This is a genomic window from Oleispirillum naphthae (assembly GCA_027864655.1).
Classification (GTDB): Bacteria; Pseudomonadota; Alphaproteobacteria; order Rhodospirillales; family Rhodospirillaceae; genus Oleispirillum; species Oleispirillum naphthae.
The window spans coordinates 290,965-314,206 of the sequence record JAQAZG010000002.1 but is presented as its reverse complement, the minus strand read 5'-3'; the positions used below and the strand labels follow the sequence as shown (position 1 = coordinate 314,206).

15 protein-coding genes are annotated in these 23,242 nt (G+C 70.4%); 8 read left to right on the top strand and 7 right to left on the bottom strand.

What is annotated here, in order from left to right; all coding sequences use genetic code 11:
* The first annotated feature begins 116 nt into the window (after positions 1 to 116).
* The 5 genes from ftsZ to ligA all read left to right on the top strand — a co-directional run bounded on the left by ftsZ (position 117) and on the right by ligA (position 7,798).
* The gene (ftsZ, locus tag O7R11_RS03605) at positions 117 to 1,607 is read left to right on the top strand and encodes a cell division protein FtsZ (protein ID WP_337996119.1); all 1,491 of its coding nucleotides are present in this window, start codon (positions 117 to 119) and stop codon (positions 1,605 to 1,607) included.
* Between the two features lie 373 nt (positions 1,608 to 1,980).
* Positions 1,981 to 2,979 carry a UDP-3-O-acyl-N-acetylglucosamine deacetylase gene (gene lpxC, locus O7R11_RS03600; protein WP_337996118.1) on the top strand — a complete coding sequence of 333 codons (999 nt, stop codon included), beginning with the start codon at positions 1,981 to 1,983 and terminating at the stop codon, positions 2,977 to 2,979.
* A 112-nt stretch (positions 2,980 to 3,091) separates the two neighbouring features.
* Entirely contained in the window at positions 3,092 to 4,027 is a 936-nt protein-coding gene (locus O7R11_RS03595; protein WP_337996117.1) for an outer membrane protein assembly factor BamD, read from the top strand.
* 25 nt (positions 4,028 to 4,052) lie between these two features.
* The gene (recN, locus tag O7R11_RS03590) at positions 4,053 to 5,717 is read left to right on the top strand and encodes a DNA repair protein RecN (protein WP_337996116.1); all 1,665 of its coding nucleotides are present in this window, start codon (positions 4,053 to 4,055) and stop codon (positions 5,715 to 5,717) included.
* Entirely contained in the window at positions 5,714 to 7,798 is a 2,085-nt protein-coding gene (gene ligA, locus O7R11_RS03585) for an NAD-dependent DNA ligase LigA (protein WP_337996115.1), read from the top strand. The genes recN and ligA overlap by 4 nt, the downstream gene beginning before the upstream one ends.
* Before the next feature lies 1 nt (position 7,799).
* Here the strand turns inward: ligA and O7R11_RS03580 are convergent, their stop codons facing one another.
* From O7R11_RS03580 to O7R11_RS03570, 3 genes are all read right to left on the bottom strand, one after another.
* Positions 7,800 to 9,596: an aminopeptidase P family protein gene (locus tag O7R11_RS03580; protein WP_337996114.1), complete on the bottom strand. Its 1,797-nt coding sequence runs from the start codon at positions 9,594 to 9,596 to the stop codon at positions 7,800 to 7,802.
* 251 nt (positions 9,597 to 9,847) lie between these two features.
* Positions 9,848 to 10,792: a 50S ribosomal protein L11 methyltransferase gene (locus O7R11_RS03575; protein WP_337996113.1), complete on the bottom strand. Its 945-nt coding sequence runs from the start codon at positions 10,790 to 10,792 to the stop codon at positions 9,848 to 9,850.
* 13 nt (positions 10,793 to 10,805) lie between these two features.
* Positions 10,806 to 13,010 carry an ATP-dependent helicase gene (locus O7R11_RS03570; protein WP_337996112.1) on the bottom strand — a complete coding sequence of 735 codons (2,205 nt, stop codon included), beginning with the start codon at positions 13,008 to 13,010 and terminating at the stop codon, positions 10,806 to 10,808.
* A 299-nt stretch (positions 13,011 to 13,309) separates the two neighbouring features.
* On the opposite strand from O7R11_RS03570, the gene O7R11_RS03565 reads away from it, so the two are divergent.
* Positions 13,310 to 14,713: a chloride channel protein gene (locus O7R11_RS03565; RefSeq protein WP_337996111.1), complete on the top strand. Its 1,404-nt coding sequence runs from the start codon at positions 13,310 to 13,312 to the stop codon at positions 14,711 to 14,713.
* Between the two features lie 7 nt (positions 14,714 to 14,720).
* Here O7R11_RS03565 and O7R11_RS03560 read toward each other — a convergent pair whose 3' ends face one another.
* The 4 genes from O7R11_RS03560 to O7R11_RS03545 form a co-directional block, all read right to left on the bottom strand.
* Positions 14,721 to 15,779 (bottom strand): GGDEF domain-containing protein, encoded by a 1,059-nt coding sequence (locus O7R11_RS03560; protein WP_337996110.1) that lies wholly within the window; start codon positions 15,777 to 15,779, stop codon positions 14,721 to 14,723.
* A 45-nt stretch (positions 15,780 to 15,824) separates the two neighbouring features.
* The gene (gene metH / locus O7R11_RS03555) at positions 15,825 to 19,319 is read right to left on the bottom strand and encodes a methionine synthase (protein WP_337996109.1); all 3,495 of its coding nucleotides are present in this window, start codon (positions 19,317 to 19,319) and stop codon (positions 15,825 to 15,827) included.
* Positions 19,320 to 19,393: 74 nt separating this feature from the next.
* Positions 19,394 to 20,320: a methylenetetrahydrofolate reductase [NAD(P)H] gene (gene metF / locus O7R11_RS03550; protein ID WP_337996108.1), complete on the bottom strand. Its 927-nt coding sequence runs from the start codon at positions 20,318 to 20,320 to the stop codon at positions 19,394 to 19,396.
* Positions 20,317 to 21,246, bottom strand: a complete 930-nt coding sequence (locus O7R11_RS03545) for an ArsR/SmtB family transcription factor (protein ID WP_337996107.1) — start codon at positions 21,244 to 21,246, stop codon at positions 20,317 to 20,319. The genes metF and O7R11_RS03545 overlap by 4 nt, the downstream gene beginning before the upstream one ends.
* A 262-nt stretch (positions 21,247 to 21,508) precedes the next feature.
* On the opposite strand from O7R11_RS03545, the gene O7R11_RS03540 reads away from it, so the two are divergent.
* Both O7R11_RS03540 and O7R11_RS03535 read left to right on the top strand, forming a co-directional pair.
* Positions 21,509 to 22,297, top strand: a complete 789-nt coding sequence (locus tag O7R11_RS03540) for an MlaA family lipoprotein (RefSeq protein WP_337996106.1) — start codon at positions 21,509 to 21,511, stop codon at positions 22,295 to 22,297.
* Positions 22,298 to 22,328: 31 nt separating this feature from the next.
* Entirely contained in the window at positions 22,329 to 22,982 is a 654-nt protein-coding gene (locus O7R11_RS03535; RefSeq protein WP_337996105.1) for an MlaC/ttg2D family ABC transporter substrate-binding protein, read from the top strand.
* The last annotated feature ends 260 nt before the right edge of the window (positions 22,983 to 23,242 follow it).

Below are 23,242 nucleotides of genomic sequence, written 5' to 3'. Positions count from 1 at the left end.
AATCCGGGGCCATCTCCGGTTCCCGGACGCTTTTCGACGCCGCCGCGGACGGCGCGCCGCCCGCAACCCCCTTTCACGCAAGCCCCTCACCAGCAAGCACAGACGCGGAGACCAGCATGGCGATCAACCTCGGACTGCCCCAGGGAGAAGCCCCCTTGATGAAACCCCGGATTCTCGTGGTCGGCGTCGGCGGAGCCGGCGGCAACGCGGTGAACAACATGATCAGCTCGGACCTCGAAGGCGTCGAGTTCCTGGTCGCCAACACCGACGCGCAGGCGCTCTCCACCTCGAAGAGTCCGCACACCATCCAGCTCGGCGTGTCGGTGACCCAGGGCCTGGGCGCGGGCGCGCGCCCCGAGGTCGGCCGCCGCGCCGCCGAGGAAAGCCTGGAGGAGATCGTGAAGGCGATGCAGGGCGCCAACATGGCCTTCATCACCGCGGGCATGGGCGGCGGCACCGGCACCGGCGCCGCGCCGGTGATCGCCTCCGCCGCGCGCGAGCTCGGCATCCTCACCGTCGGCGTGATCACCAAGCCCTTCGACTTCGAGGGCATCCACCGCCGCCGCCTCGCGGAGAAGGGCATCGAGGAACTGGCGCAGTACGTCGATACCCTGATCATCATCCCCAACCAGAACCTCTTCCGCGTGGCGACGGAAAAGACCACCTTCGCCGACGCCTTCAAGATGGCCGACGACGTGCTGCACTCCGGCGTGCGCAGCGTCACCGACCTGATGATCATGCCCGGCCTGATCAACCTCGACTTCGCCGACGTGCGCACCGTGATGGACGGCATGGGCAAGGCGATGATGGGCACCGGCGAGGCGGAAGGCGACGACCGCGGCGTGCGCGCCGCCGAGATGGCGATCTCCAACCCGCTCCTCGACGACACCTCGATGGCGGGCGCCAAGGGGGTGCTGATCAACATCACCGGCGGCCCGGACCTCGGCCTCTACGAGGCGGACGAGGCCGCCAACCGCATCCGCTCGGAGGTGGACGAGGACGCCAACATCATCTTCGGCTCCTGCTTCGACGAGCGCCTGGCGGGCAAGATCCGCGTCTCGGTGGTCGCCACCGGCATCGGCGGCGCCGCCGCCGCCCACCGGCCGGAGGAACCGGCGGTGCGCATCGCCGCGCCGGTCACCCCCGCTCCGCTGCCGCCGACGCCGCCCTCGGGCGGCCCCAAGGGCCCGGCCCCGACGGTGGAAGGCCCGGCCTTCGACCCGCTCGGCCTGTCGCTGTTCGACCGTCCCGCCGCCGCGCCCGCCGCGCCGCCCGCCGACGCCTTCATCCCCGCCGCGCCGGTGACGCCGGAAGACATCGCCCCCGCCGCGCCCGCAAAGGCGGAGAAGCCGGAAGCGGAAACCGCGGAGCCGCAGCCCGAACCGGAGGACAACGTGGTGCGTCCGCAGCGCCGCTTCCGCCTGTTCGGTCCCGCCGCGCCGGAGCGTTCCGTCGAGACGCCGCTGTTCGGCGCGCCGACCCTCGCGCCGCGCGACGAGGGGGAAAAGCGCCTCGCCGCCGAGCCGGCCGACCGCCCGGACCTCACCGGCGCGCTCGACCCGCAGATCGACAACATTCCGGCGTTCCTGCGCCGCCAGGCCAACTGAAAAACCGGGGCGTTTCCGCAGCCGCGGGAGCGCCCCTCCGGCACAACATGTTGTGTCCGCACTCTTCCGCAGCCACCAGATACCGCATCTCACGGAGCGGCGCGATGCCTTGCGCGGCGGTCGATGGAGCCCCATATCCCAATGATTCGTCAGGGTTTTTCGGGCATTTCAGGTGTAACAATCGGTAACAATCATTGATTTGAGGAGGTGACGGACCGCTGCTACAACCCTCATGGTTCCAAGTGAAGGTGCGAACGGCCCCGCCCCTGCAAATCGGAACCCTCGCGGCCACGCTGAACGGCGCTTTTGTAGCTTCTGCGCCGGTGACCGCCCGGAAGGGCCGGTTGTCTCTTGATCGGAAAGTCCGCGCACCATGTTCGATGCCACCCACGCCACCGAGGCACTTCCCGCAGAGGCCGCAACGGCCCGCGAAGTGACCTTCAAGCAGAAGACCCTGAAGTCGGCGATCGGCTGTTCCGGGGTCGGCCTGCATTCCGGCAAAAAGATTTCGATGACGCTGAAGCCCGCGCCGATCGGCAACGGCATCGTGTTTCATCGCACCGACGCGGCTCCCGGACGGAACCCCGACATCCCCGCGCGCTACGACGCGGTGGTCGATACCCGCCTGTGCACCTGCGTCGGCAACGACGCCGGGCTTTCGGTCGGCACCATCGAGCACCTGATGTCGGCGTTGGCGGGCATGGGGATCGACAACCTGATCATCGACATCGACGGCCCCGAGGTCCCGGTGATGGACGGCTCGGCCGCGCCCTTCGTCTTCCTCATCGAGTGCGCGGGCACCGCCGAACAGGCCGCGCCGCGCCGCGCGATCAAGGTGCTGGAGGCGGTCTCGGTCACCGACGGCGGCATCCTCGCCCGCCTCGACCCGGCGGAGTCGGACTTCTCGGTGTCCTTCGAGATCGCGTTCTCCAACCCGCTGATCGGCCGCCAGACCCTGGACATCACCTTCCCGGTCGCCGACGCCGCGGCCGGCCCCTACCGCGCCGAGGTTTCCTCCGCGCGCACCTTCGGCTTCCTCGAGGACGTGGAGCGCCTCAACAAGATGGGCCTGGCGCTCGGCGGCTCGCTCGACAACGCGGTGGTGATCTCCGGCAACAAGGTGCTGAACGAGGAAGGCCTGCGCTTCGACGACGAATGCGTGCGCCACAAGGCGCTGGATGCGGTGGGCGACCTCTACCTCGCGGGCGCGCCGATCATCGGCCGCTTCTCCGGCAGCAAGTCCGGCCACGCGCACTCCAACCAGCTGCTGCGCGCCCTCTTCGCCAACCCGGCGGCGTGGGCCTTCGTCGAGATCGACGACTACGCCCTCGCGCACCAGTCCGGCTGGCGGCGCGAGGCGGTCTCCGCCTGAATTCCGAGGCACATTTTCGTCCGACGCTGCGGGAGGCTGACAAAGCCTCCCGCTTTGTTTTATAGTCGCCTCCTCGTTCCTCCGCCGCGTGCCGCCAAAGGATATCCCCATCGTGATTCCGCCCTCCCGTTCCCTCCGCTCCCGCGCCGCTTGGCTGCTTGCACCGTTCGCCCTCGCCGTGGCTCTGGGGCTTGCCGGGTGCGCCGGCGATGCGAAGAAGGACGACTACGTCGAAAAGCCGATCTCCACCCTCTACGACGAGGCGATGGGGAAAATGGCGGAGAAGGACTACAAGCTCGCCGCCAAGGCCTTCGAGGAGGTGGAGCGGCAGCACCCCTATTCCACCTGGGCGGTGAAGGCGCAGCTGATGGCCGCCTACGCCTATTACCAGGGGGCGAAGTTCGACGACGCCATCGTCGCCGCCGACCGCTTCATCGAGCTCTACCCCGCCAATTCCGACGTGCCCTATGCCTATTACCTGCGGGCGCTCTGCTACTACGAGCAGATCAGCGACGTCGCCCGCGACCAGAAGATGACGCTGCTCGCCCGCGACACCCTGCAGGAAGTGATCAAGCGCTTCCCCGACAGCGAATACGCCCGCGACGCGCGGCTCAAGCTCGACCTCACCACCGACCACCTGGCGGGCAAGGAGATGGAGATCGGGCGCTACTACCTGAAGCGCGGCGACTGGCTCTCGGCGATCAACCGTTTCCAGACGGTGGCGGAAAAGTTCCAGACCACCAGCCACGTGCCGGAGGCGCTCTATCGCCTGATCGAGGTCTACACCACGCTCGGCCTTACCGACCAGGCGGAGAAGGCGGGCGCGGTTCTGGGCTACAACTACCCCGGCTCCGACTGGTACGTCATGGCCTTCCGCCTGCTCAAGCCGGGCGCGCCCGCGCCGACGCCGAAGCCGGAGCCGGACGCCAAGTCGGTGACGGACTATCTCTGGCCGTTCTCGTCGGGCGAACGCGCGCCCGCGCCGCCGCAGACGAAGCCGGAGAAGGACTCCGGTTCGTCCTGGACCGACAAGCTCTGGCCGTTCTGAACCGAGGGGGGCATCCGCCGCCGCCATGCTGGTTTCCCTGTCGATCCGCGATGTGGTGTTGATCGAACGCCTGGACCTGCATTTCGAGGCGGGGCTTTCCGTGCTCACCGGCGAGACCGGCGCGGGCAAGTCGATCCTCCTCGATGCCTTGGGCCTGGCGCTCGGCGCGCGCGGCGACGCCGGGATGATCCGCGCCGGGGCGGAGCGCCTGGCCGTTTCCGCCGCCTTCGCGCCGTCCGCGGCGCACCCCGCCTGGGCGATGCTCGCCGAGCAGGGCCTCGACGCCGCGGCGAACGAGCCCCTGGTGCTGCGCCGCGTGCTCTCGCGCGACGGCCGCGGCAAGGCCTTTATAAACGACCAGCCGGTGGGGGTGGCGCTGCTGCGCGGCCTCGGCGACCTGCTGGTGGAGGTGCACGGCCAGTTCGAGGCCCAGGGCCTGTTGAACCCCGCCACCCACCGCGCCCTGCTGGACGCCTTCGGCGTCTCCCCCGGCCTGCTTTCCGCCACCGCCGCGGCGCACGCCGCCTGGGGCGAAGCGAAGCAGGCGAAGGCGGCGGCTTCGGGCCGCCTCGCCAGGGCGAAGGCGGAGGAAGAGTTCCTGCGCCACGCCTGCGACGAGATGGCGGCGCTGGCCCCGGTTCCCGGCGAGGAGGAAACCCTGGCGGAGCGCCGCCGCGTGCTGCAGCACGGCGGCAGGCTGATCGAGGCGATCGAGGCGGCGCAGGCGGAGCTCGGCCGCGCCGAGGCGCCGCTCTCCGCCGCCGCGCGCGCGCTGGAGCGCGCCCGCGATGCGGCGGGGGAGGCGATGTTCGCCGCGGTGCTGGAAGGCATCGAGCGCGCCCGCATCGAGGCCGACGAAGCCCTGGCGCAGCTTGCGCCGCTGGCCGCGGACATCGACCTCGACCCGGCGCAGGCCGACGCCATCGAGGAGCGCCTGTTCGCCCTGCGCGCGCTGGCGCGCAAGCACGGCGTGGCGGTGGACGGCCTGCCCGCGCTCGCCGCGGAGATGGCGGCGCGGTTGCAGGCGCTGGACGACGGGGCTTCGGTGCTGGCCAAGCTCGCCCGCGCCGAGGCGCAGGCGCACCGGGCCTATGCGGAGGCGGCGCGCGCGCTGTCCCAGGCCCGCGCCGCGGCGGCCGGGGCGCTGGACGCGCAGGTCGCCGCCGAGTTGCCGCCGCTCAAGCTGGAGAAGGCACGCTTCGTCACCGAGGTTGCCGCCGACCCCGCCAATGCGGCGGCGCACGGCATCGACGCGGTGCGCTTCCTGATTTCCACCAACCCCGGCACGCCGCCCGGACCTCTGGCGAAGATCGCCTCCGGCGGCGAACTGGCGCGCTTCATGCTGGCGCTCAAGGTGGTGCTGGCCCATGCCGACCCGGTGCCGACCCTGGTCTTCGACGAGGTGGACGCGGGCATCGGCGGCGCCACCGCCGCCGCGGTGGGCGAGCGCCTGGGCCGTCTCGCCCGCGAGGCGCAGGTGCTGGTGGTCACCCATTCGCCGCAGGTGGCGGCGCAGGGCGCGCAGCACCTCAAGGTGAAGAAGGATGGCGCGGACGCGGTGGCGACCACGGTGGAGCCGCTCTCCGCCGCCGCGCGCCTGGAAGAGATCGCCCGCATGCTGGCGGGCGCGACCCTGACCGAGGAGGCGCGGCAGGCCGCCGCCGCCCTGTTGCACGGAAGCCGTAGATGAACACGCAAACCCCGGTGGAGGCCCTCTCCCCGCTCGAAGCGGCGGCGGAGCTCGCCCGCCTCGCCAGGCTGATCGCCGCGGCGGACGCCGCCTACTACCAGAAGGACGCTCCGGACCTCACCGATGCGGACTACGACGCGCTGCGGCGGCGCAACGCCGCGATCGAGGCGCGCTTCCCCGAGCTTGCGCGCACCGACAGCCCGAGCCGCCGCGTCGGCGCGGCCCCGGCGGAGGGCTTCCGCAAGGTGCGCCACGCGGCGCCGATGCTGTCGCTGGACAACGCGTTTTCCGCCGAGGACATGGCGGAGTTCGTCGGCTCGGTCCGGCGCTTCCTCAAGCTGCCGGAAAGCGAGGCGGTGGACCTGATCGCCGAGCCGAAGATCGACGGGCTCTCCTTCTCCGCCCGCTACGAGGATCGCCGCCTGGTGCGCGGGGTGACGCGCGGCGACGGCGCGGAGGGCGAGGACATCACCGCCAACCTGATGACCATCGCCGATTTGCCGCACGCGCTGCCCGCCTCCGCCCCCGCGGTGTTCGAGGTGCGCGGCGAGGTGTTCATGGGCAAGGCGGGTTTCGCCGCGCTCAACCGCCGCCAGGCGGAAGCCGGAGAGAAAACCTTCGCCAACCCGCGCAACGCCGCGGCGGGCTCGCTGCGCCAGCTCGACCCGCAGATCACCGCGGCGCGGCCGCTGTCCGCCTTCGCCTATGCCTGGGGCGAGGTTTCCGAGGTCTCCTGGGCGAGCCACTGGGAGTTCCTGGAGACGCTGAAAGCCTGGGGCTTCCCGGTCAACCCGCGCTCGCGGCGCTGCGCCGGCCTGGCGGAGGCGCTCACCGCCTTCGACGACCTGGACCGCGACCGCGCCAGCCTGCCCTACGACATCGACGGCGTGGTCTACAAGGTGGACCGCCTGGACTGGCAGCGCCGCCTCGGCTTCGTCTCCCGCGCGCCGCGCTGGGCGATCGCCCACAAGTTCGCCGCCGAACAGGCGCGCACCACGGTGGAGGCGATCGACATCCAGGTGGGGCGCACCGGCGCGCTCACCCCGGTGGCCCGTCTCGCGCCGGTCACCGTGGGCGGCGTCGTGGTTTCCAACGCCACCCTGCACAACGAGGACGAGATCCGCCGCAAGGACGTGCGCGTCGGCGATACGGTGATCGTGCAGCGCGCGGGCGACGTCATCCCCCAGGTGGTGGCGGTGGCGGCGGATGCGCCGCGCGGCCCCGCGCCCTACGTCTTCCCCGAGACCTGCCCGGTGTGCGGCAGCCACGCGCAACGGCCCGACGGCGAGGCGATCCGCCGCTGCACCGGCGGGCTGACCTGCCCGGCGCAGGCGGTGGAGCGGCTCAAGCACTTCGTCTCCCGCAATGCGATGAACATCGACGGCCTGGGCGACAAGGCGGCGGAGGAGTTCTTCGACCTCGGCTGGGTGAAGCGCCCGTCCGACATTTTCTCCCTGCAGCGCCGCGCTACGGCGGGGGAGATCTCCTTCGCCGGGCGCAAGGGCTGGGGAGCCACTTCCATCGCCAATCTGTTCGCCGCCATCGACGCGCGGCGCGCCGTGCCGCTGCCGCGGCTGATCTTCGCGCTCGGCATCCGCCACATCGGCGAGACCACGGCCAGGGAACTGGCGCGCCTCTACCGCACCCTGCCCGCCTGGACCGAGGCGATGGCCCGCCTCGCCGCGGGAAACGAGGCGGCGCGCGCCGAGTTGCTGGACCGCGACGGCCTGGGCGATGCGGTGGCGGATGCGCTGGCGGAATTCTTCGGCGAGGACCACAACACCGCGGAACTCGCCCGCCTGGCGGAGGAGATTGCCGCCGAGCCGTTCGCCGAGGCGGCGGCCCAGGCGAGCCCGCTCACCGGCAAGACCGTGGTCTTCACCGGCGCCCTCACCCGCCTGTCGCGCAACGAGGCGAAGGCCCGCGCCGAGGCGATGGGGGCCAAGGTCGCCTCCTCGGTCTCGGCCAAGACCGACTACCTGATCGTCGGCGCGGATGCCGGGTCGAAGGCGAAGAAGGCCGCCGAACTCGGCGTAGAAACCCTCACCGAGGACGGCTTCCTGGCGATGGGGGAAGGCTGAGTCAGAGCGGCGCGGCGGCGGCGGCGAGCCAGATCGCGGTTTCGGCGTCGAGCAAGGGGGAGATCACCTCCGCCACGCGGGCGTGGTAGGCGTCGATCCACTCCCGCTGCTCCAGGGTGAGCAGTTCCGTCACGATCAGGCGACGGTCGATCGGCACCAGGGTGAGAATTTCGAAGCCGAGCATCGGCCTCTCCCCGCCTTCCTCCGCTCGCACCGCCAGCAGGTTCTCGATGCGGATGCCGTAGGCCCCGGCCTTGTAGTAGCCGGGCTCGTTGGAGAGCACCATGCCGGGCTTCAGCGCCACCGCGTTCGGCAGCTTGCTGATGCGCTGCGGCCCTTCGTGCACCGAAAGGAACGCGCCGACGCCGTGGCCGGTGCCGTGGTCGTAGTCCAGACCCTCCGCCCACAACGGCCGCCGCGCCAGGGAATCGAGCTGGGTGCCCGTGGTCCCGGCGGGGAACACCGCGCAGGCGAGGTCGATGTGCCCCTGCAGCACGCGGGTGAAGTGGTGGCGCAGCGGCTCCGCCACCTCTCCCACCGGCAGGGTGCGGGTGATGTCGGTGGTGCCGTCGCGGTAGTGCGCGCCGGAATCGAGCAGGAAGAGCTGCCCCGCCTCCAGGGTGCGCGCCGTCGCCGCGCGCACGTGGTAGTGCACGACCGCGCCGTTCGGCCCCGCCCCGGCGATGGTGGGGAAGCTCGGGCAGACGAACAGGTCCTGCTCCTTGCGGAAGTCCAGCAGCGCATTCGCCACCTGCTTCTCGTTCATCCCCTCGGCGTGCGCGTCGTACCACGCGAGGAAGCGCGCCATCGCCGCCGCGTCGCGGCGGTGGGCGCGGCGGAAGCCGTCCAGCTCCACCGCGTTCTTGCACGCCTTGGGCAAGAGGCACGGGTCCGGCGCGGGCACGATGCGCGCCCCCGCGGTCTTCAGCAGGTCCACCACCGCCGCCGGAATGCTCGCGCCGTCCACCCGCACCGCGGCCTTCACCGCCGCCAGCGCGCACAGGGCGATGCGGAACTCGTCGCGCGGACGCACCGTCACGCCGTCGCCCAGGTGCGCGCGCACCGCGCCGTCCACCTTCGCCGCATCGACGAACCACTCCACCCGCGCGTCGCGGTGCACCACCGCGAAGGAAAGAACCACCGGCGTCGCGGGCAGGTCGCGGCCGCGGATGTTGAGCAGCCAGGCGATGGAATCCGGCAGCGTCAGCACCGCCGCGTCCGCGCCGTCGCGCTCCAGGGAGGCCGCGACCTCGCGCCGCTTGTCGAGGCTGACCCGACCGGAAAACTCCACCGGATAGACCTCGGCAGGCGCGCCGGGCGGCGGCGGGCGGTCGCGCCACGCCGCGTCCAGGGGGTTGTTCTCGCAGGCGACCAGCATCGCCCCCGCGGCGCGCGCCGCCTCGTCCAGGCGCTTCACATCCTCGGGAACGTGCAGCCACGGGTCATAGCCGATGCGCTGCCCCGGCTTCGCGCGGGCGCGCAGCCACGCCGCGGGCGGGTCGTCGGTGATGTGGCGGGTTTCGAAACGCGCCGTATCCACCTCGTCGCGCATCTGCAACGTATAGCGCCCGTCGGAAAACACCGCCGCGCAGTCCGGCAGCACCACCGCCGTCCCCGCCGAGCCGGTGAACCCGGTGAGCCAGGCCAGCCGCTTCGCCGCGGCGGGCACGTATTCCCCCTGATGCTCGTCCGCCCGCGGCACCACGAAGCCGTCCAAACCCCGCGCGCGCAACTCGCCGCGCAACAGGTCCAAAGGCAGAAGCGAAACGGGGGAAGAAACCGGGGAAACGTCCATCATGGCCACCAGATAATACGCCGCGCGCCATTATGCCCGCTTTGCCGCGCCGGAAAAGACAGGAAAAACACGCGGGCTCCGCCCGCACCTGCAAGGGGACTCGGTCCCCTTGACCCCATAACCTCGGTTTTTGCGCGTAGCGCCATAAAGCCATGCGGGGGCAGGGATAGGATTTATCCCGCTTCGCGGAGAAACAAGTTATGGGGTGCGCGAGGGGTCCGAGACCCCTCGCAAAGCTTTGGTTTTTCCCCGCCCTAGATCGTCACCGGGCCGCGCGGGGTGAAGCGCGGCAGGCGGATGCGGCCGGGGGTTCCGGGGCCGGATTTGCGCAGGATCAGGGTGCTCCAGCCGCGGTGGCGGAACGAGGCGACCTTGGCGAGGCCCTGGGCGCGGTGGGCGGCAAGCACCATCGCCTCCTGTTTGCAGAGCAGGCCGGAGAGCACCGCGATGCCGCCCGGCGCGAGGGCGCGGTCGAGGGCGGGAGCCATGTTCATCAACGGCCTGGCGAGGATGTTGGAAAGGATGAGGGCATAGGGCCTGCCGCGGCGCGCCAGCGGCGTGCGGTAGCCGTCGCCCGCCTCGGCGGCGAGCGCGTGGGCGACGCGGTTGCGCACCGCGTTGAAACGGGTGACGCGCACCGATTCCGGGTCGATATCCACCGCGTCGATGCGGCTCGGCCAGATCTTCGCCGCGCCGATGGAGAGGATGCCGGAGCCGCAGCCCATGTCGAGCACCTTGGCGGGGCGCGCATCGAGGCGCTTGAGCGCGTCGAGGGCCAAGAGGCAGCCCATGGTGGTGGGGTGTTCGCCGGAGCCGAAGGCGGTGGCGGCGTCCACCAGGATGGCGACGCGGCCGGAGCGGCAGGGCGCGGCGATATGGCCGCCGTGGACGAAGAAGCGGCCGATGGGGAGCGGCGGGAAGCTGATCAGGTTCTCGCGCAGCCAGTCGCGTTGTTCCAGGTCTTCCAGGGTATAGGCCGGGGCCTCGCGCCCGAGCGCCGCGGCGGTGCGGGCCAGCGCGGCGGCGATGCCGTCGCGGTCCGGTTCGTCCTCGCCGATGGCTTCCAGCGTCCAGATGCCCTTGGCCTCGTCCGCCTCGAAGGCGAGCAGCGCCGGGGCGAAGTCTTCCAGCGCCGCCTCATAGGCCTGCACCGCCGCCTTGTAGTCGGTCAGCGCCAGCCGCCATTGCCGGTTTTCCATATGCGTCTCCGTTTCAGGCGGGCGCGACGAAGCGCGCCATCACCTTTTTCAGTCCCGCCTTGTCGAAGGCGATGTCGAGTTTGTTGCCGTCCACGGCGCGGATCTCGCCATAGCCGAACTTGTCGTGGAATATTCTGTCGCCGCGCTTGTAGCCGCTTTCGTCGCCGCCCGCGCCGCCGAACGGGGCGTCCTCGGCGCGCTGCGCCCCGGCGCGCGGCGCGGCATAGCCGCCGATGCCGGATTCCGAGATGCGCTCGATGTGCGCCTCCGGCAGGTCGTCGAGGAAGCGGCTGGGCATGTTGTTCTGCCACTGGCCATAGATGCGCCGCGCCGCGGCGAAGGTGATGACCACGCCCTTGCGCGCGCGGGTGAGGCCGACGTGGGCGAGGCGGCGCTCCTCCTCCAGGCCCTTGGCCCCGGTTTCGTCGAGCGCGCGCTGGTTGGGGAACACCCCGTCCTCCCATCCGGGCAGGAAGATGTGATCGAACTCCAGGCCCTTGGCGGCGTGCAGGGTCATCACCGAGAGGCGGTCCGCGTCGTCTCCGGTCTGGTTCTCCATCACCAGGCTGACGTATTCCAGGAACTCCGCGAGGTCGGCGAACTCGTCGAGCGCGGCGATCAGTTCCTTGAGGTTTTCGACCCGCCCCGGCGCGTCGGGGGATTTGTCCTGCCGCCACATCTCGAGGTAGCCCGCGGCCTCCAGCACCTCGGAAAGCAGGGTGCGCGGGTCCGCGCCCGCCGCCAGGGCGCGCCAGCCCTCGAGGTCGGAAAGAAAGCGGGACAGCGCGCCGCGCGCCCGCGCGGGCAGGGCGTTCTGTTCGATCATCCGCGCCGCGGCGCGGCTCATCGGCGCGCCCGCGGCGCGCGCGGCGGCGCGCACCTGGTCCACCGTGGCGCCGCCGATGCCGCGGCGCGGCAGGTTGACGATGCGCTCGAAGGCGAGGTCGTCGGCGGGCTGGCGGATGAGGCGGAGATAGGCCACCGCATCGCGGATTTCCTGCCGTTCGTAGAAGCGCGGGCCGCCGACCACGCGGTAGGGCACGCCCGTGCTCATCAGGCGCTCTTCGAAGGCGCGGGTCTGGTATCCGGCGCGCACCAGGATGGCGATCTCGGCGAGCGGCACTCCGCGGCGTTGCAGCGCCTCCGCCTCCTCCACCACGGCGCGGGCCTCGTCGTCGCCGGTCCACACCGCGCGCACCTTCACCTTCTCCCCCGCCTCGCCGGAGGCCGGGCGCAGGGTCTTGCCGAGGCGGTCGGCGTTGCGCGAAATCAGGTGCGCCGCGGCGGCGAGGATGTGGCCGGTGGAGCGGTAGTTGGTCTCCAGCCGGATGATCCGCGCACCGGGAAAGTCGTGGCTGAAGCGCAGGATGTTGCCGACCTCCGCGCCGCGCCAGGAATAGATCGACTGGTCGTCGTCGCCGACGCAGCAGAGGTTGCGGTGCCCCATCGCCAGCGCCTTGAGCCACAGCGACTGGGCGACGTTGGTGTCCTGGTATTCGTCCACCAGGATATAGCGGAAGCGCCGCTGGTAGCGTTCCAGCACGTCGGGCGCGGCCTGGAAGAGTTCCAGGCACTTCAGCAGAAGGTCGCCGAAGTCGCAGGCGGCAAGGCGGGCGAGTTCCGCCTGGTAGGCGCGGTAGAGCGCCACGGCGCGGCCGGCCGCGTATTCCGCCCCCGGGTCCGCGCCGACGCGTTCCGGCGGCACGCCGCGGTCCTTCCAGCGCTGGATCACCGCGAGGATCGCCTGCGGCGGCCAGCGCTTGGGGTCGAGGTCCATGCCCGCCGCCACCTGCTTGACCAGGCGCAGCTGGTCGTCGGCGTCGAGGATGGTGAAGTCGCGCGAGAGCCCGATGCGCTCGCCGTCGCGGCGCAGCATGCGCGCGCCGAGGGCATGGAAGGTGCCGAGCGCCACCGAGGCGGCCTCGTCGCCGATCATCGCGGTGACGCGCTCGCGCATCTCGCGCGCCGCGCGGTTGGTGAAGGTGACCGCCAGGCACTGCCACGGCTGGGCGAAGCCGCCCGCGAGCAGATAGGCGAGCCGCGCGGTGAGCACCCGGGTCTTGCCGGTGCCCGCGCCGGAGAGCACCAGCACCGGCCCCTCGGTGGCGCGCACCGCCTCCGCCTGCTGCGGATTCAGCCCGGCGAGCAGGGCTTCGGGCGAGGGTCCGGCGGGCGGCGGGGCCGCATCGCGGTCATCGAGGGCGAAAGGGTCGGTCATGGCAACGGTTCCGGGGCAGCGCAAGGCCCCCTGTTGTGCCCCATTCCGGAGCGGCGTGGCAAGGTCTTGTCGGCCATGCCGAAACTGCATGCAAAAACCGCGAAAAAATCTGGACGCGAACGATTGTACGTTCTAAGTATACGCCCCGCCGGCAGGCACCATCGACCAGAAACGCTTTCCGCCATGGGCGCGAGGCGCGGACCGCCAGGGTTCGCGGCCTGCCTGCGCCCATCGGGATATCGTCTTTCTCGCGGATGCGCCCGGCGATGCCCCTTCGAGCACGGGCCGACAGAGCACTCATGAACACCTTCCTGCACCGCCCCCACCTGGGGCACCGATTCGCCAAGATCAAGCACGCCTATCCGTGGCGCGTCGTCGAGCACTGGCCGCAGCGCATTTCCGTGTGGCTCGGCGGCATCGGCGTGGCGCTCTGCGCCATCGTTTTCGCCATGGCGACGGACCGCGCCTTCGAACTGTTCCAGCGGGCGATCGCCTGGCATTCCGCCACCGCCTGCATCATCGCGCCGGTGGGTCTGGTGCTGGTGGCGTGGCTGACGCTGCGCTTCGTCCCCGGCGCGCAGGGCAGCGGCATTCCGCAGACCATCGCGGCGCTGACGATGACGCCCGCGCAGCGCAAGGGGGTGCTGTCGCTGCGCATCGCCTTCGCCAAGGTCGCCCTCACCTCGATCGGGCTCGCCGCGGGCGCCTCGGTGGGGCGCGAAGGCCCCTCGGTGCAAGTGGGCGCGTCGCTGATGCTGCGCCTGGGCAAGCTCTTCCGCCTACAGGGCACGCTGAACGAACGCAGCCTGACGCTCGCGGGCGGCGCGGCGGGCATCGCCGCGGCGTTCAATACGCCGCTGGCGGGCGTCGTCTTCGCCATCGAGGAGTTGTCCCGCTCCTACGAGGCGCGGACCAGCGGCACGGTGCTCACCGCGGTGATCCTCGCGGGCATCACCTCGCTCGCCCTGGTCGGCAACTCCCCCTATTTCGGCCACGCCAGCGTGATCCTCGAACTCGGCAAGGGCTGGTTCGCCGTCGGCCTGATCGGCCTGTGCGGCGGCATCCTCGGCGGGCTGTTCTCGCAACTGCTCGTCGTCGCCTCGCAGCGCGGCCTGCCCGGCCCGATCGGGCGGCTGGCGCGGCAGCGGCCGATCGTCTTCGCCGCCGCGTGCGGGCTGGCCATCGCGCTCATCGGCATCCTCTCCAGCCACACCACCTACGGCACCGGCTATCAGGAAGGCCGGGCGCTGCTGGAAGGCGAGACCCTGCCGTGGGCGTTCTTCCCGCTGAAGATTCTCGCCACGGTGTTCTCCTACCTCAGCGGCATTCCGGGCGGCCTGTTCTCGCCGTCGCTTTCCGCCGGTGCGGGCCTGGGGGCGACGATGGCGCACCTTCTGCCCGACACCCCGGCGAAGGCGTGCATCCTGCTCGGCATGGCGGCCTACTTCACCGGCGTGGTGCAGTCGCCGATCACCGCGGCGGTGATCGTCATGGAGATGACCGACAACCGCGAACTCACCGTGCCGCTGATGGCCGCCTCGTTCGTCGCCTTCGGCGCGTCGCGGCTGGTCTGCCCGCACCCGCTCTACAAGGCGCTGGCGGTGCGCTTCCTCGCGCACAAGAGCAGCGGCAGCCCGCAGCCGGTGCGCACCGACCTGAGCGACGAGGTCAACCCCCTCCCGCCGCGCACCGCCGCGGAATAGCAAAGTCTCAGGAGGCTGCGACCGCGCGGTTGCGGCCCTGCGCCTTGGCTTCGTGCAGGGCGGTACCGGCGCGGCGGATCACGTCCGCCGGGGCCTCGCCGGAACGCCACTCGGCGATCCCGAGCGACAGCGTCACCTGCCCCAGGCTGGTCTGGGTGCGGCGGTTGACCACGCTTCTCGCCGCGAGGCCGACGCGGATGCTCTCCGCCGTCGCCTCCGCCTGGGGCAACCCGGTGTCGGGCAGGATCGCGGCGAAGCTCTGCTCGCCGTAGCGCGCCACGGTGTCCTGGCCGCGCACCGCCTCGGTCACCGAGCGGCCGATCAGGCGCAGCACCTGGTCGCCCACCCGCTCGCCGAAGCTGCCGCGGAAGGTCTGGAAGTTGTCCACATCCATGACGATGACGGAGAGCGGCCGCTTGTCGTGCTCCGCCAGCACCACGCTTTCCTTCAGCGCGATGTCGAACACCCGGCGGTTGGCCAGCCCGGTCACCGCATCGGTGCGGCCCTCGCGGCGCAGCGCCTCCAGGTGCTCGCGCACCTCGGCGATCTCGCGCGAGCTCTGCGCCAGGTTCTCCTCCAGGGCGCGGTTGAAGCTGACGAAGCGCCGCGTCTCCTCCGCCGCCTGGGTGAGCACCAGGGCGAACTCGTCCTGCTCCGCCGCGGCGTCGAGGCGGCCGGAGACCTCTTCGATGGTGCGGCCGTAGTCGGAAGCGCCGCGGTGCGCCGCGCCGACGTATTCCATGGCGCGCAGCACGCTCCGGCGCACGCTTTCGCTCGCCGCCTCCCAGGTCGGGTCGGCGGCGGGCTCGGCGAGGAAGCGGGCGTGGAAGCTGGCGCAGCGCGCCTCGGTGAAGGGCCGGCCCGCGGCGACCGCCGCATCCACCGCACGCACCAGTTCGGGCGGAACTCCGGCGCAGTAGGCATACCACAGGGCATAATTGCGCGGGTGCGGCACCACGCCGTGCAGCGTCATGGCGTCGGCGGCGCGCCGCGCCGTCGCCAGGGCCTGTTCCGGTGTTTCGGTGAAGTCCATCGCCCGCCCACCCAGAAGTGTCGCACGGTCCATGGTGCGGCCTGCCGCACCCCGGATCAAGCCCCCCTGACTCTTTCTTTACACACCGAAGTACTTCGCCTGCGGGTGGTGAAGGACGATCGCCGAGGTGGACTGCTCCGGCTCCAGCTGGAACTCGTCGGAGAGAGTCACGCCGATGCGCTCCGCCCCCAGGAGCGCGAGAATCTGCGTCTGGTCCTCGAGGTTCGGGCAGGCCGGATAGCCGAAGGAATAGCGCGAGCCGCGGTAGCCCTGGTTGAGCATCGCCTCGATATCCCGCGCGTCCTCCGCCGCGAAGCCGAGCTCGGCGCGGATGCGCTTGTGGGTGTGCTCGGCCAGGGCTTCCGCCAGTTCCACCGACGCGCCGTGCAGGTAGAGGTAGTCCTGGTACTTGTCGGCGGCGAACCACTGCCGCGCCACTTCCGAGGCCCTGGCCCCCACCGTCACCACCTGCAGGCCGATGACGTCGCGCTCGCCGGAGGCCGCATCGCGGAAGAAGTCGGCGATGCACAGCCCGCCCTCGCCGCTCTGCCGCGGAAAGGCGAAGCGCGCCACCTCCTCGCTTGCGTTTTCCGGGTCGAAGAGGACCACCGCGTCGCCCTCGGAGACGCACGGCCAATAGCCGTAGACGGCGCGCGGCGCGAGAATGCTCTCCGCCTCGCAGCGGGCGACGAGGCCGTGGAAGATCGGGCGGATCTCCTTGGCCGCATAGGCCGTCCATTCCGCGAGGCCGCGGCCCTGCTTCTTGAAGCCCCACTGGAACTGATAGAGCATGCGCTCGTTGACGAAGGGGATCAGGCTCTTCACCGCCACGCCTTCGACGATGCGCGCGCCCCAGAACGGCGGCGTCGGCACCGGCGCGGTCTTCGCCAGTTCGGCGCGGCGGAGATGCAGCTCCGCGAGGTCCAGCGGGCGCTCCGCCGGGCGCATCGCGCGGCCGAGTTCGCGCCGGGTGTTGGAGGGGCGGCCCGCCCGCTTCTCCTGCTGTCCGGCGAGGTAGGAGTCGAAGCCGCCCGCCATCACCTTGCCCATCAGGTCCAGGCCGTCGAAGGCGTCGCGCGCATAGGCGACGCGGCCGCAGGTTTCGTAGGCGGCGACGCAGTCCTCCTCCACGTACTTGCGGGTCAACGCCGCGCCGCCGAGGATCACCGGCGTGGCGAGGCCGCGCTTCGCCATCTCGATGAGGTTTTCGCGCATGATCACCGTGGACTTCACCAGCAGGCCGGACAGGCCGATGACGTCGGCGTTATGTTCCGCCGCGGCCTTCAGGATGTCCTCCACCGGCTGCTTGATGCCGAGGTTGACCACCTTGTAGCCGTTGTTGGTGAGGATGATGTCCACCAGGTTCTTGCCGATGTCGTGGACGTCGCCCTTCACCGTGGCGAGCACCATGGTGCCCTTGTGGCTGCCCTCGGCGCGCTCCATGAACGGCTCGAGGAACGCCACCGCGGTCTTCATCGTCTCCGCCGATTGCAGCACGAAGGGCAGCTGCATCTTGCCGGAGCCGAACAGCTCGCCCACCGTCTTCATGCCGTCGAGCAGCAGGGTGTTGATGATGTCGAGGGGCGAATAGGTTTCCATCGCCGTCTTGAGGTCGTCCTCGATGCCGACGCGGTTGCCGTCCACGATGCGGCGGACCAGCCGTTCCTCCACCGTCGCGGGCTCGGCGCGGGTTTCCTCCGCCGCCTCGGCCTTGTTCTCGAACAGCGCGATGAACGCCGAGAGCGGGTCGTAGCCCTCGCTCCGGCGGTCGAGGATGAGGTCCTCCGCCGCCTTGGCCTCCGCTTCCGGAATCGCGTGCAGCGGCATGATCTTGGAAACGTGGAGGATCGCCCCGGTCATCCCCGCTTTCATCGCGTGGTCGAGGAACACCGAATTGAGCGCGTGGCGCGCCGCGGGCTTCAGCCCGAAGGAGACGTTGGAAAGGCCGAGCACCACCTGGCATTCCGGCATCTCGGCGCGGATTCGGCGGATCGCCTCCAGGGTTTCCAGCGCGAGGCGGCGGTCGTCCGGGTTGCCGGTGCAGATGGTGAAGGTGAGCGGGTCGAACATCAGGTCCGACGGCGGCAGGCCGTGCGTAACGCAGGCGAACTCGTAGAGCCGCTTGGCGATGGCGAGCTTGCCCGCCGCGTCCTTGGCCATGCCCTCCTCGTCGATGGTCAGCGCCACCACCGCCGCGCCGTGCTCGCGGGCGAGCGCCAGGCGCTCCGCCGCCTCCGCCTCGCCGTCCTCGAAATTGATCGAGTTGATGATCGCCTTGCCGCCATAGAGCTTGAGCGCCGCGGCGATCACCTTGGTGTCGGTGGAATCGATCACCAGCGGCGCATCGACGGAGCCGCGCAGCCGCGTCAGCACCTCGGTCATGTCGGAAATCTCGGGCCGCCCGACGAAGGCGGTGCACACGTCGAGCGCGTGCGAGCCCTCCTTCACCTGCTCGCGCGCCATGCCGACGATGCCGTCCCAGTTCTCCGCATCCTGGAAGTCGCGGAACTTCTTGGAGCCGTTGGCGTTGCAGCGCTCGCCGATGGAGAACACCGCATTCTCCTGGCGCAGCGCCACGGCGCCGTAGAGCGAGGCGACCGCGGGCGCCCAGTGCACCGAGCGCGCCACCGGCGCGGGCCGCGCCTTGCCGCCGGAGAGGCGGCGCAGCATCGCGTCCACCGCGGCGATGTGCTCCGGCCGGGTGCCGCAGCAGCCGCCGACCATGTTCACCCCGTCCTCGGTGACGAAGCGCTGGTGCCACGAGGCGAGCTCGGCAGGGCTGAGCGGATAGAAGGTCTGCCCGTCCACCAGTTCCGGCAGCCCGGCGTTGGGCTGCACCGAGATCATTCCCGGCCAGTTCTCGGAAATCCACTTCACGTGCTTGGCCATCTCCGCCGGGCCGGTGGCGCAGTTGAGGCCGAACGAATCGACGCCGAGCGCCTGCACCGCGGTGGCCGCGGCGGCGATGTCGGCCCCCACCAGCAGGGTGCCGGTGGTCTCCACCGTCACCTGCACGAGAATCGGCAGGAAGGTCTTCGCCTCGGCGAACGCCGCCTTGGCGCCGTTCACCGCCGCCTTGATCTGCAACGGGTCCTGGCAGGTCTCGATGAGAATGGCGTCCGCCCCGCCCGCGACCAGACCGGCGCACTGCACGGCGTAGGCGGCGACCAGGGAGTCGTAGCCGATGTGGCCGAGGCTCGGCAGCTTGGTGCCCGGCCCGACCCCGCCGAGGACGAACCGCCGCCGCCCGTCGGCAAAGCCTTCCGCCGCCTCGCGCGCGAGTTCCACGGCGCGCTTGTTGATTTCGTGCGCGCGGCCGGCAAGGCCGAATTCGCCCAGCGTGATCGGCGAACCGCCGAAGGTGTCGGTCTCCACGCAGTCCGCGCCCGCGGCGTAATACTGCGCATGGATGTCGCGGATCACGTCCGGCCGCGCCAGCACCAGCGCCTCGGTGCAGTTCTCCTTGCCCATGAAGTCGGTCTCCACGGAAAGGTCCAGGGCCTGCACCAGGCTGCCCATGCCGCCGTCGCACAGGAGCACGCGATCGGACAGCGCATTCAAAAAATCACTCATCGGCCTCGTCTTTCGGTTTTTCGAGCCAAACCATCGCCGCGCGCCGCCTCTGCCGGGCGGCTCTCCGCGGCGCGTCACTTCGCCGGGCGCACCCCCAGCAGGTGGCAGATCGCAAAGGTGAGATCGGCGCGGTTGAGGGTGTAGAAGTGGAAGTCGCGGATGCCGTCCGCCTCCAGCGCCTGCACCTGCTCGTAGGCGAGCGTCGCGGCGACCAGGCGGCGGGTGTCCGGGTCGTCGTCCAGGCCGTCGAAGGCGCGGTGCATCCAGCCGGGAACCGTCGCGCCGCACGCGGCGGAGAACTTCACCACCTGACCGAAGTTGGTCACCGGCAGGATGCCCGGCACCACCGGAATGACGATCCCCGCGGCGGCGACGCGGTCGCGGAAGCGGCGGAACACGTCCGCGCCGAAGAAATACTGGGAAATCGCGCGGGTGGCGCCCGCGTCGATCTTGCGCTTCAAATTATCGATGTCGGCGGCGAGGGACGGCGACTGCGGGTGCCCCTCCGGGTAGGCGGCGACGGAGATTTCGAAATCGGCGAGGCGCTTCAGCCCGGCCACCAGGTCGGAGGCGTAGGCATAGCCGCCGGGGTGCGGCACGTAGTCGCTCTGGCCGTCCGGCGGGTCGCCGCGCAGCGCCACCACATGGCGGATGCCCGCCTGCCAATAGGCGCGCGCCACCGCGTCGATCTCGCCCTGCGTCGCGGCGACGCAGGTGAGATGGGCGGCAGGCTTCATCGCGGTTTCGCGGGCGATGCGCACCACGGTTTCGTGGGTGCGTTCGCGCGTCGAGCCGCCCGCGCCGTAGGTGACGGAAACGAAGCTCGGGGCCAGCGGCTCCAGGCGCTTCACCGCCTCCCACAGGGATTCCGCCATCTTCTCCGTCTTCGGCGGGAAGAATTCGAAGGATACCCGCACCGCATTGCGCGCCGCGGCGACGATCGGCAGGCCGCCGTCATCTTCCACGTGTCCGCCCATCTCCTTGGCCTTCCCCTCGCTCATGCTCTCTTCTCTCCCATCCAGATGCCGACGGTCAGCGGATCGCCGGGAACGCGCCGCTCCGCCACCGGCGCAAGCTCCGCGGCGGAAAACCAGGACGCCACCTCCGCCGCCGGAAACCCCAGCCGCGCATGATTGTGCTCGGTGCGCAGCTCGTCCAGCCCGTGCGGCAGAAAGTCCACCACCATCACCCGGCCGCCGGGCGCGAGCACGCGCGCCGCCTCGGCCACCGCGGCGGCGGGCCGCCGCGCATAATGCAGCACCTGGTGGAAAACCACCATGTCGAAGCCCGCGAGATCGCCCGGCAGGCGCTCCATGTCGGCCTGGCGCACCAGGCAGTGGCGCAGCCCGGCGGCGGCGAGATTCTCCCGCGCCAGGGCCAGCATCTCGGGCGACAGGTCGATGCCCTGCCCGTGCGCCACCTCGGGCCCCAGCAGAGTCAACATGTGGGCGGTGCCGGTGCCGATGTCCAAGAGGCTGCGCACCGGGCGATCGCACACCAGCGCGCGGATCGCCGCATCCACCACCGCCTCGTCGGCTTGAAGCGCCCGCAGGCGGTCCCAGTCCGCCGCCACCGCGGCGAAATACCCGCGCGCCCGGGCGGAACGCACCTCCTCCAGGCGTTTCAGGCGGGCGAGATCGGCGGCGAGCGCCGGATCGTCCTCGGGCAGCGCGGCCAGCGCCGCCTCCACCACCGCCGCCGCCGCGCCGCGCCGCGCCAGGCGGTAGAACACCCAGCTCCCCTCGCGGAAGCGGTCGAGCACGCCGCCCTCCACCAGCAGCTTGAGATGCCGGGATATCCCCGGCTGGCTGCCGCCCAGAAGCGCGGTGAGGTCGGAAACCGTCAGGTCGTCGCGCGCGCACAGCCGCGCCAGGCGCAGGCGCGTCGGCTCGGCAAGGGCTTTCAGGCAGGCGAGAACGGCGGACATGCGGGGATTTCTCCGAAAACGCCCCCTGAAGATATACACGAATGTTCATATGTCAATATCGACCGGGCGTGGCGCACGTCACACCCGGTGCCGCGGAGTGTACGATTTTTGCCACAGGAGACCGAAAAGCTCTGGCAATGCAAGCGAATGGACTAGCCGCGCGGACCCCCCGTATGGTATGGGAGAAGGTGTTCGGACATGTGTCACGGACCGTTTTTTGCTGGTTATTCGCCCTTCCGGCCACAAGAGATAAGAGACCGACATGCCCGGCTTCGCCTTTCTCCGCAACAGTTTCCGCCGCCTCGCCTTGGCCTCCCTGTGCTCCGTCGCCCTGGCCTCGGCGCCCGCGTTCGCGGATACCCCGGACGAAACCAAAGACCCGCTCGAATCGTTCAACCGGGCGATGTTCTCCTTCAACATGGGCCTCGACAACGTCTTCCTGGCGCCGGTGGCCCGCGGCTACCGCGACTACACGCCGGACCCGCTGCAGAAGGGCATCCACAACTTCCTGGTCAACCTGCGCGCCCCGATCGACTTCCTCAACACGCTGCTGCAGGGCGACTTCGACCGCTCGCTGATCGTCGTCAAGCGCTTCGTGGTGAACTCCACCGCCGGCATCGGCGGCCTGATGGACGTCGCGGCGGAGACCGGCGACACCCGCCAGAAGGAAGACTTCGGCCAGACGCTGGCGGTGTGGGGCGCGGGCGGCAACCCCTATGTGGTGTGGCCGCTGCTCGGCCCGTCGAACCCGCGCGACAGCGTCGGCGGCATCGTCGATGTCGCCTCCGACCCGCTGTTCTGGCTGGGCATGGGGTCCGACTGGGACCTCGCGGAGCCGTTGATGTGGACCCGCTTCGGCATGACCGTGATCGACAACCGCGTGCCGCTGCTCGACCCGCTGGAAGAACTGGAACGCACCTCGGTGGACTTCTACGTCGCGGTGCGCGACTTCGTGCGGCAGCAGCGCATGCTCGACATCATGAACCGCTCCTCCGCCGACCGTCCCGGCGAGGGCGAAGGCTACCGCTTCAGCTTCACGCCGCAGTCGTGACCGCTTTTCCGCCAGACGTGAGGACTCGTCGATGACCCATCTCCGCCGCCGTGCCGCCCTTGCGGTCCAGGGGCTGGCCTGCGCTTTTCTGCTGCTGTTTTCCGCCCCGGCGCAGGCGCTCTCCACCGACGACGCCACCCGCTTCGTCACCAAACTGGTGGACACCGCGGTCAACGACGTGATCGGCGCGCCCCTTCCGCAGGCGCAGAAGGAAGAACGCTTCCGCAAGCTCTTCGTCGAGGCCGCCGACATCCCCGGCATCGCCGCCTTCGTCATCGGCCGCGAATGGCGCTCCGCCACGCCGGAACAGAAGACCCGGTTCATCGACCTGTTCGAGGACGTCTCCATCCTCACCTGGATCTCCCACCTCGAGGAATACAAGAACGTCAAGATCGAGGTCACCGGCGCCTATGCCGACAAGTCCGACGTGTTCGTCGAAAGCCAGGTGGCCGCCACCGACGGCAAGCCGATCCCGATCGTCTGGCGGGTGCAGGAACGCCCGGGCAGCCGGATCAAGCTGATCGACGTGGTGATCGAAGCCAACTCCATGCTGATCAACACCCGCAAGCAGTACGCCTCGGTGATGAAACGCGACGGCGGCCTCGCCGGTCTCATGGCCTCGCTGGAAAAAATGCGCGCCGACCTGCGCTCCGGCAAAACCCCGGAACCGCTGCCGAAGCAGTAGAACCAGGCCAGGGCTGCAGTTCGGAAAATGCGTTAAGCATTTTCCTCATCCTCGGCTTCGCCTCGGACCGTTGCCTACGGCAACGTCCCTGCGAACGCCTTCGGCGTTCTCCGTGCCCTGGACCCGCGAGGGGACTCGACCCCATGACTCGTTTTCGCCGCGAAGCGGCAATCAACCCCTGCCGCATCGGGCAGAGGCTTTATAGCGCTGCGCGCAAAAACCAAAAGTTATGGGAGGCCCGGAGGGACCGAGTCCCTCCG

Coding starts and splice junctions, on each gene's coding strand:
- ftsZ (WP_337996119.1), top strand. CDS start 117: ATGGCGATCAACCTCGGACTGCCCCAGGGAGAAGCCCCCTTGATGAAA.
- lpxC (WP_337996118.1), top strand. CDS start 1,981: ATGTTCGATGCCACCCACGCCACCGAGGCACTTCCCGCAGAGGCCGCA.
- recN (WP_337996116.1), top strand. CDS start 4,053: ATGCTGGTTTCCCTGTCGATCCGCGATGTGGTGTTGATCGAACGCCTG.
- ligA (WP_337996115.1), top strand. CDS start 5,714: ATGAACACGCAAACCCCGGTGGAGGCCCTCTCCCCGCTCGAAGCGGCG.
- O7R11_RS03580 (WP_337996114.1), bottom strand. CDS start 9,596: ATGATGGACGTTTCCCCGGTTTCTTCCCCCGTTTCGCTTCTGCCTTTG.
- O7R11_RS03575 (WP_337996113.1), bottom strand. CDS start 10,792: ATGGAAAACCGGCAATGGCGGCTGGCGCTGACCGACTACAAGGCGGCG.
- O7R11_RS03570 (WP_337996112.1), bottom strand. CDS start 13,010: ATGACCGACCCTTTCGCCCTCGATGACCGCGATGCGGCCCCGCCGCCC.
- O7R11_RS03565 (WP_337996111.1), top strand. CDS start 13,310: ATGAACACCTTCCTGCACCGCCCCCACCTGGGGCACCGATTCGCCAAG.
- O7R11_RS03560 (WP_337996110.1), bottom strand. CDS start 15,779: ATGGACCGTGCGACACTTCTGGGTGGGCGGGCGATGGACTTCACCGAA.
- metH (WP_337996109.1), bottom strand. CDS start 19,319: ATGAGTGATTTTTTGAATGCGCTGTCCGATCGCGTGCTCCTGTGCGAC.
- metF (WP_337996108.1), bottom strand. CDS start 20,320: ATGAGCGAGGGGAAGGCCAAGGAGATGGGCGGACACGTGGAAGATGAC.
- O7R11_RS03545 (WP_337996107.1), bottom strand. CDS start 21,246: ATGTCCGCCGTTCTCGCCTGCCTGAAAGCCCTTGCCGAGCCGACGCGC.
- O7R11_RS03540 (WP_337996106.1), top strand. CDS start 21,509: ATGCCCGGCTTCGCCTTTCTCCGCAACAGTTTCCGCCGCCTCGCCTTG.
- O7R11_RS03535 (WP_337996105.1), top strand. CDS start 22,329: ATGACCCATCTCCGCCGCCGTGCCGCCCTTGCGGTCCAGGGGCTGGCC.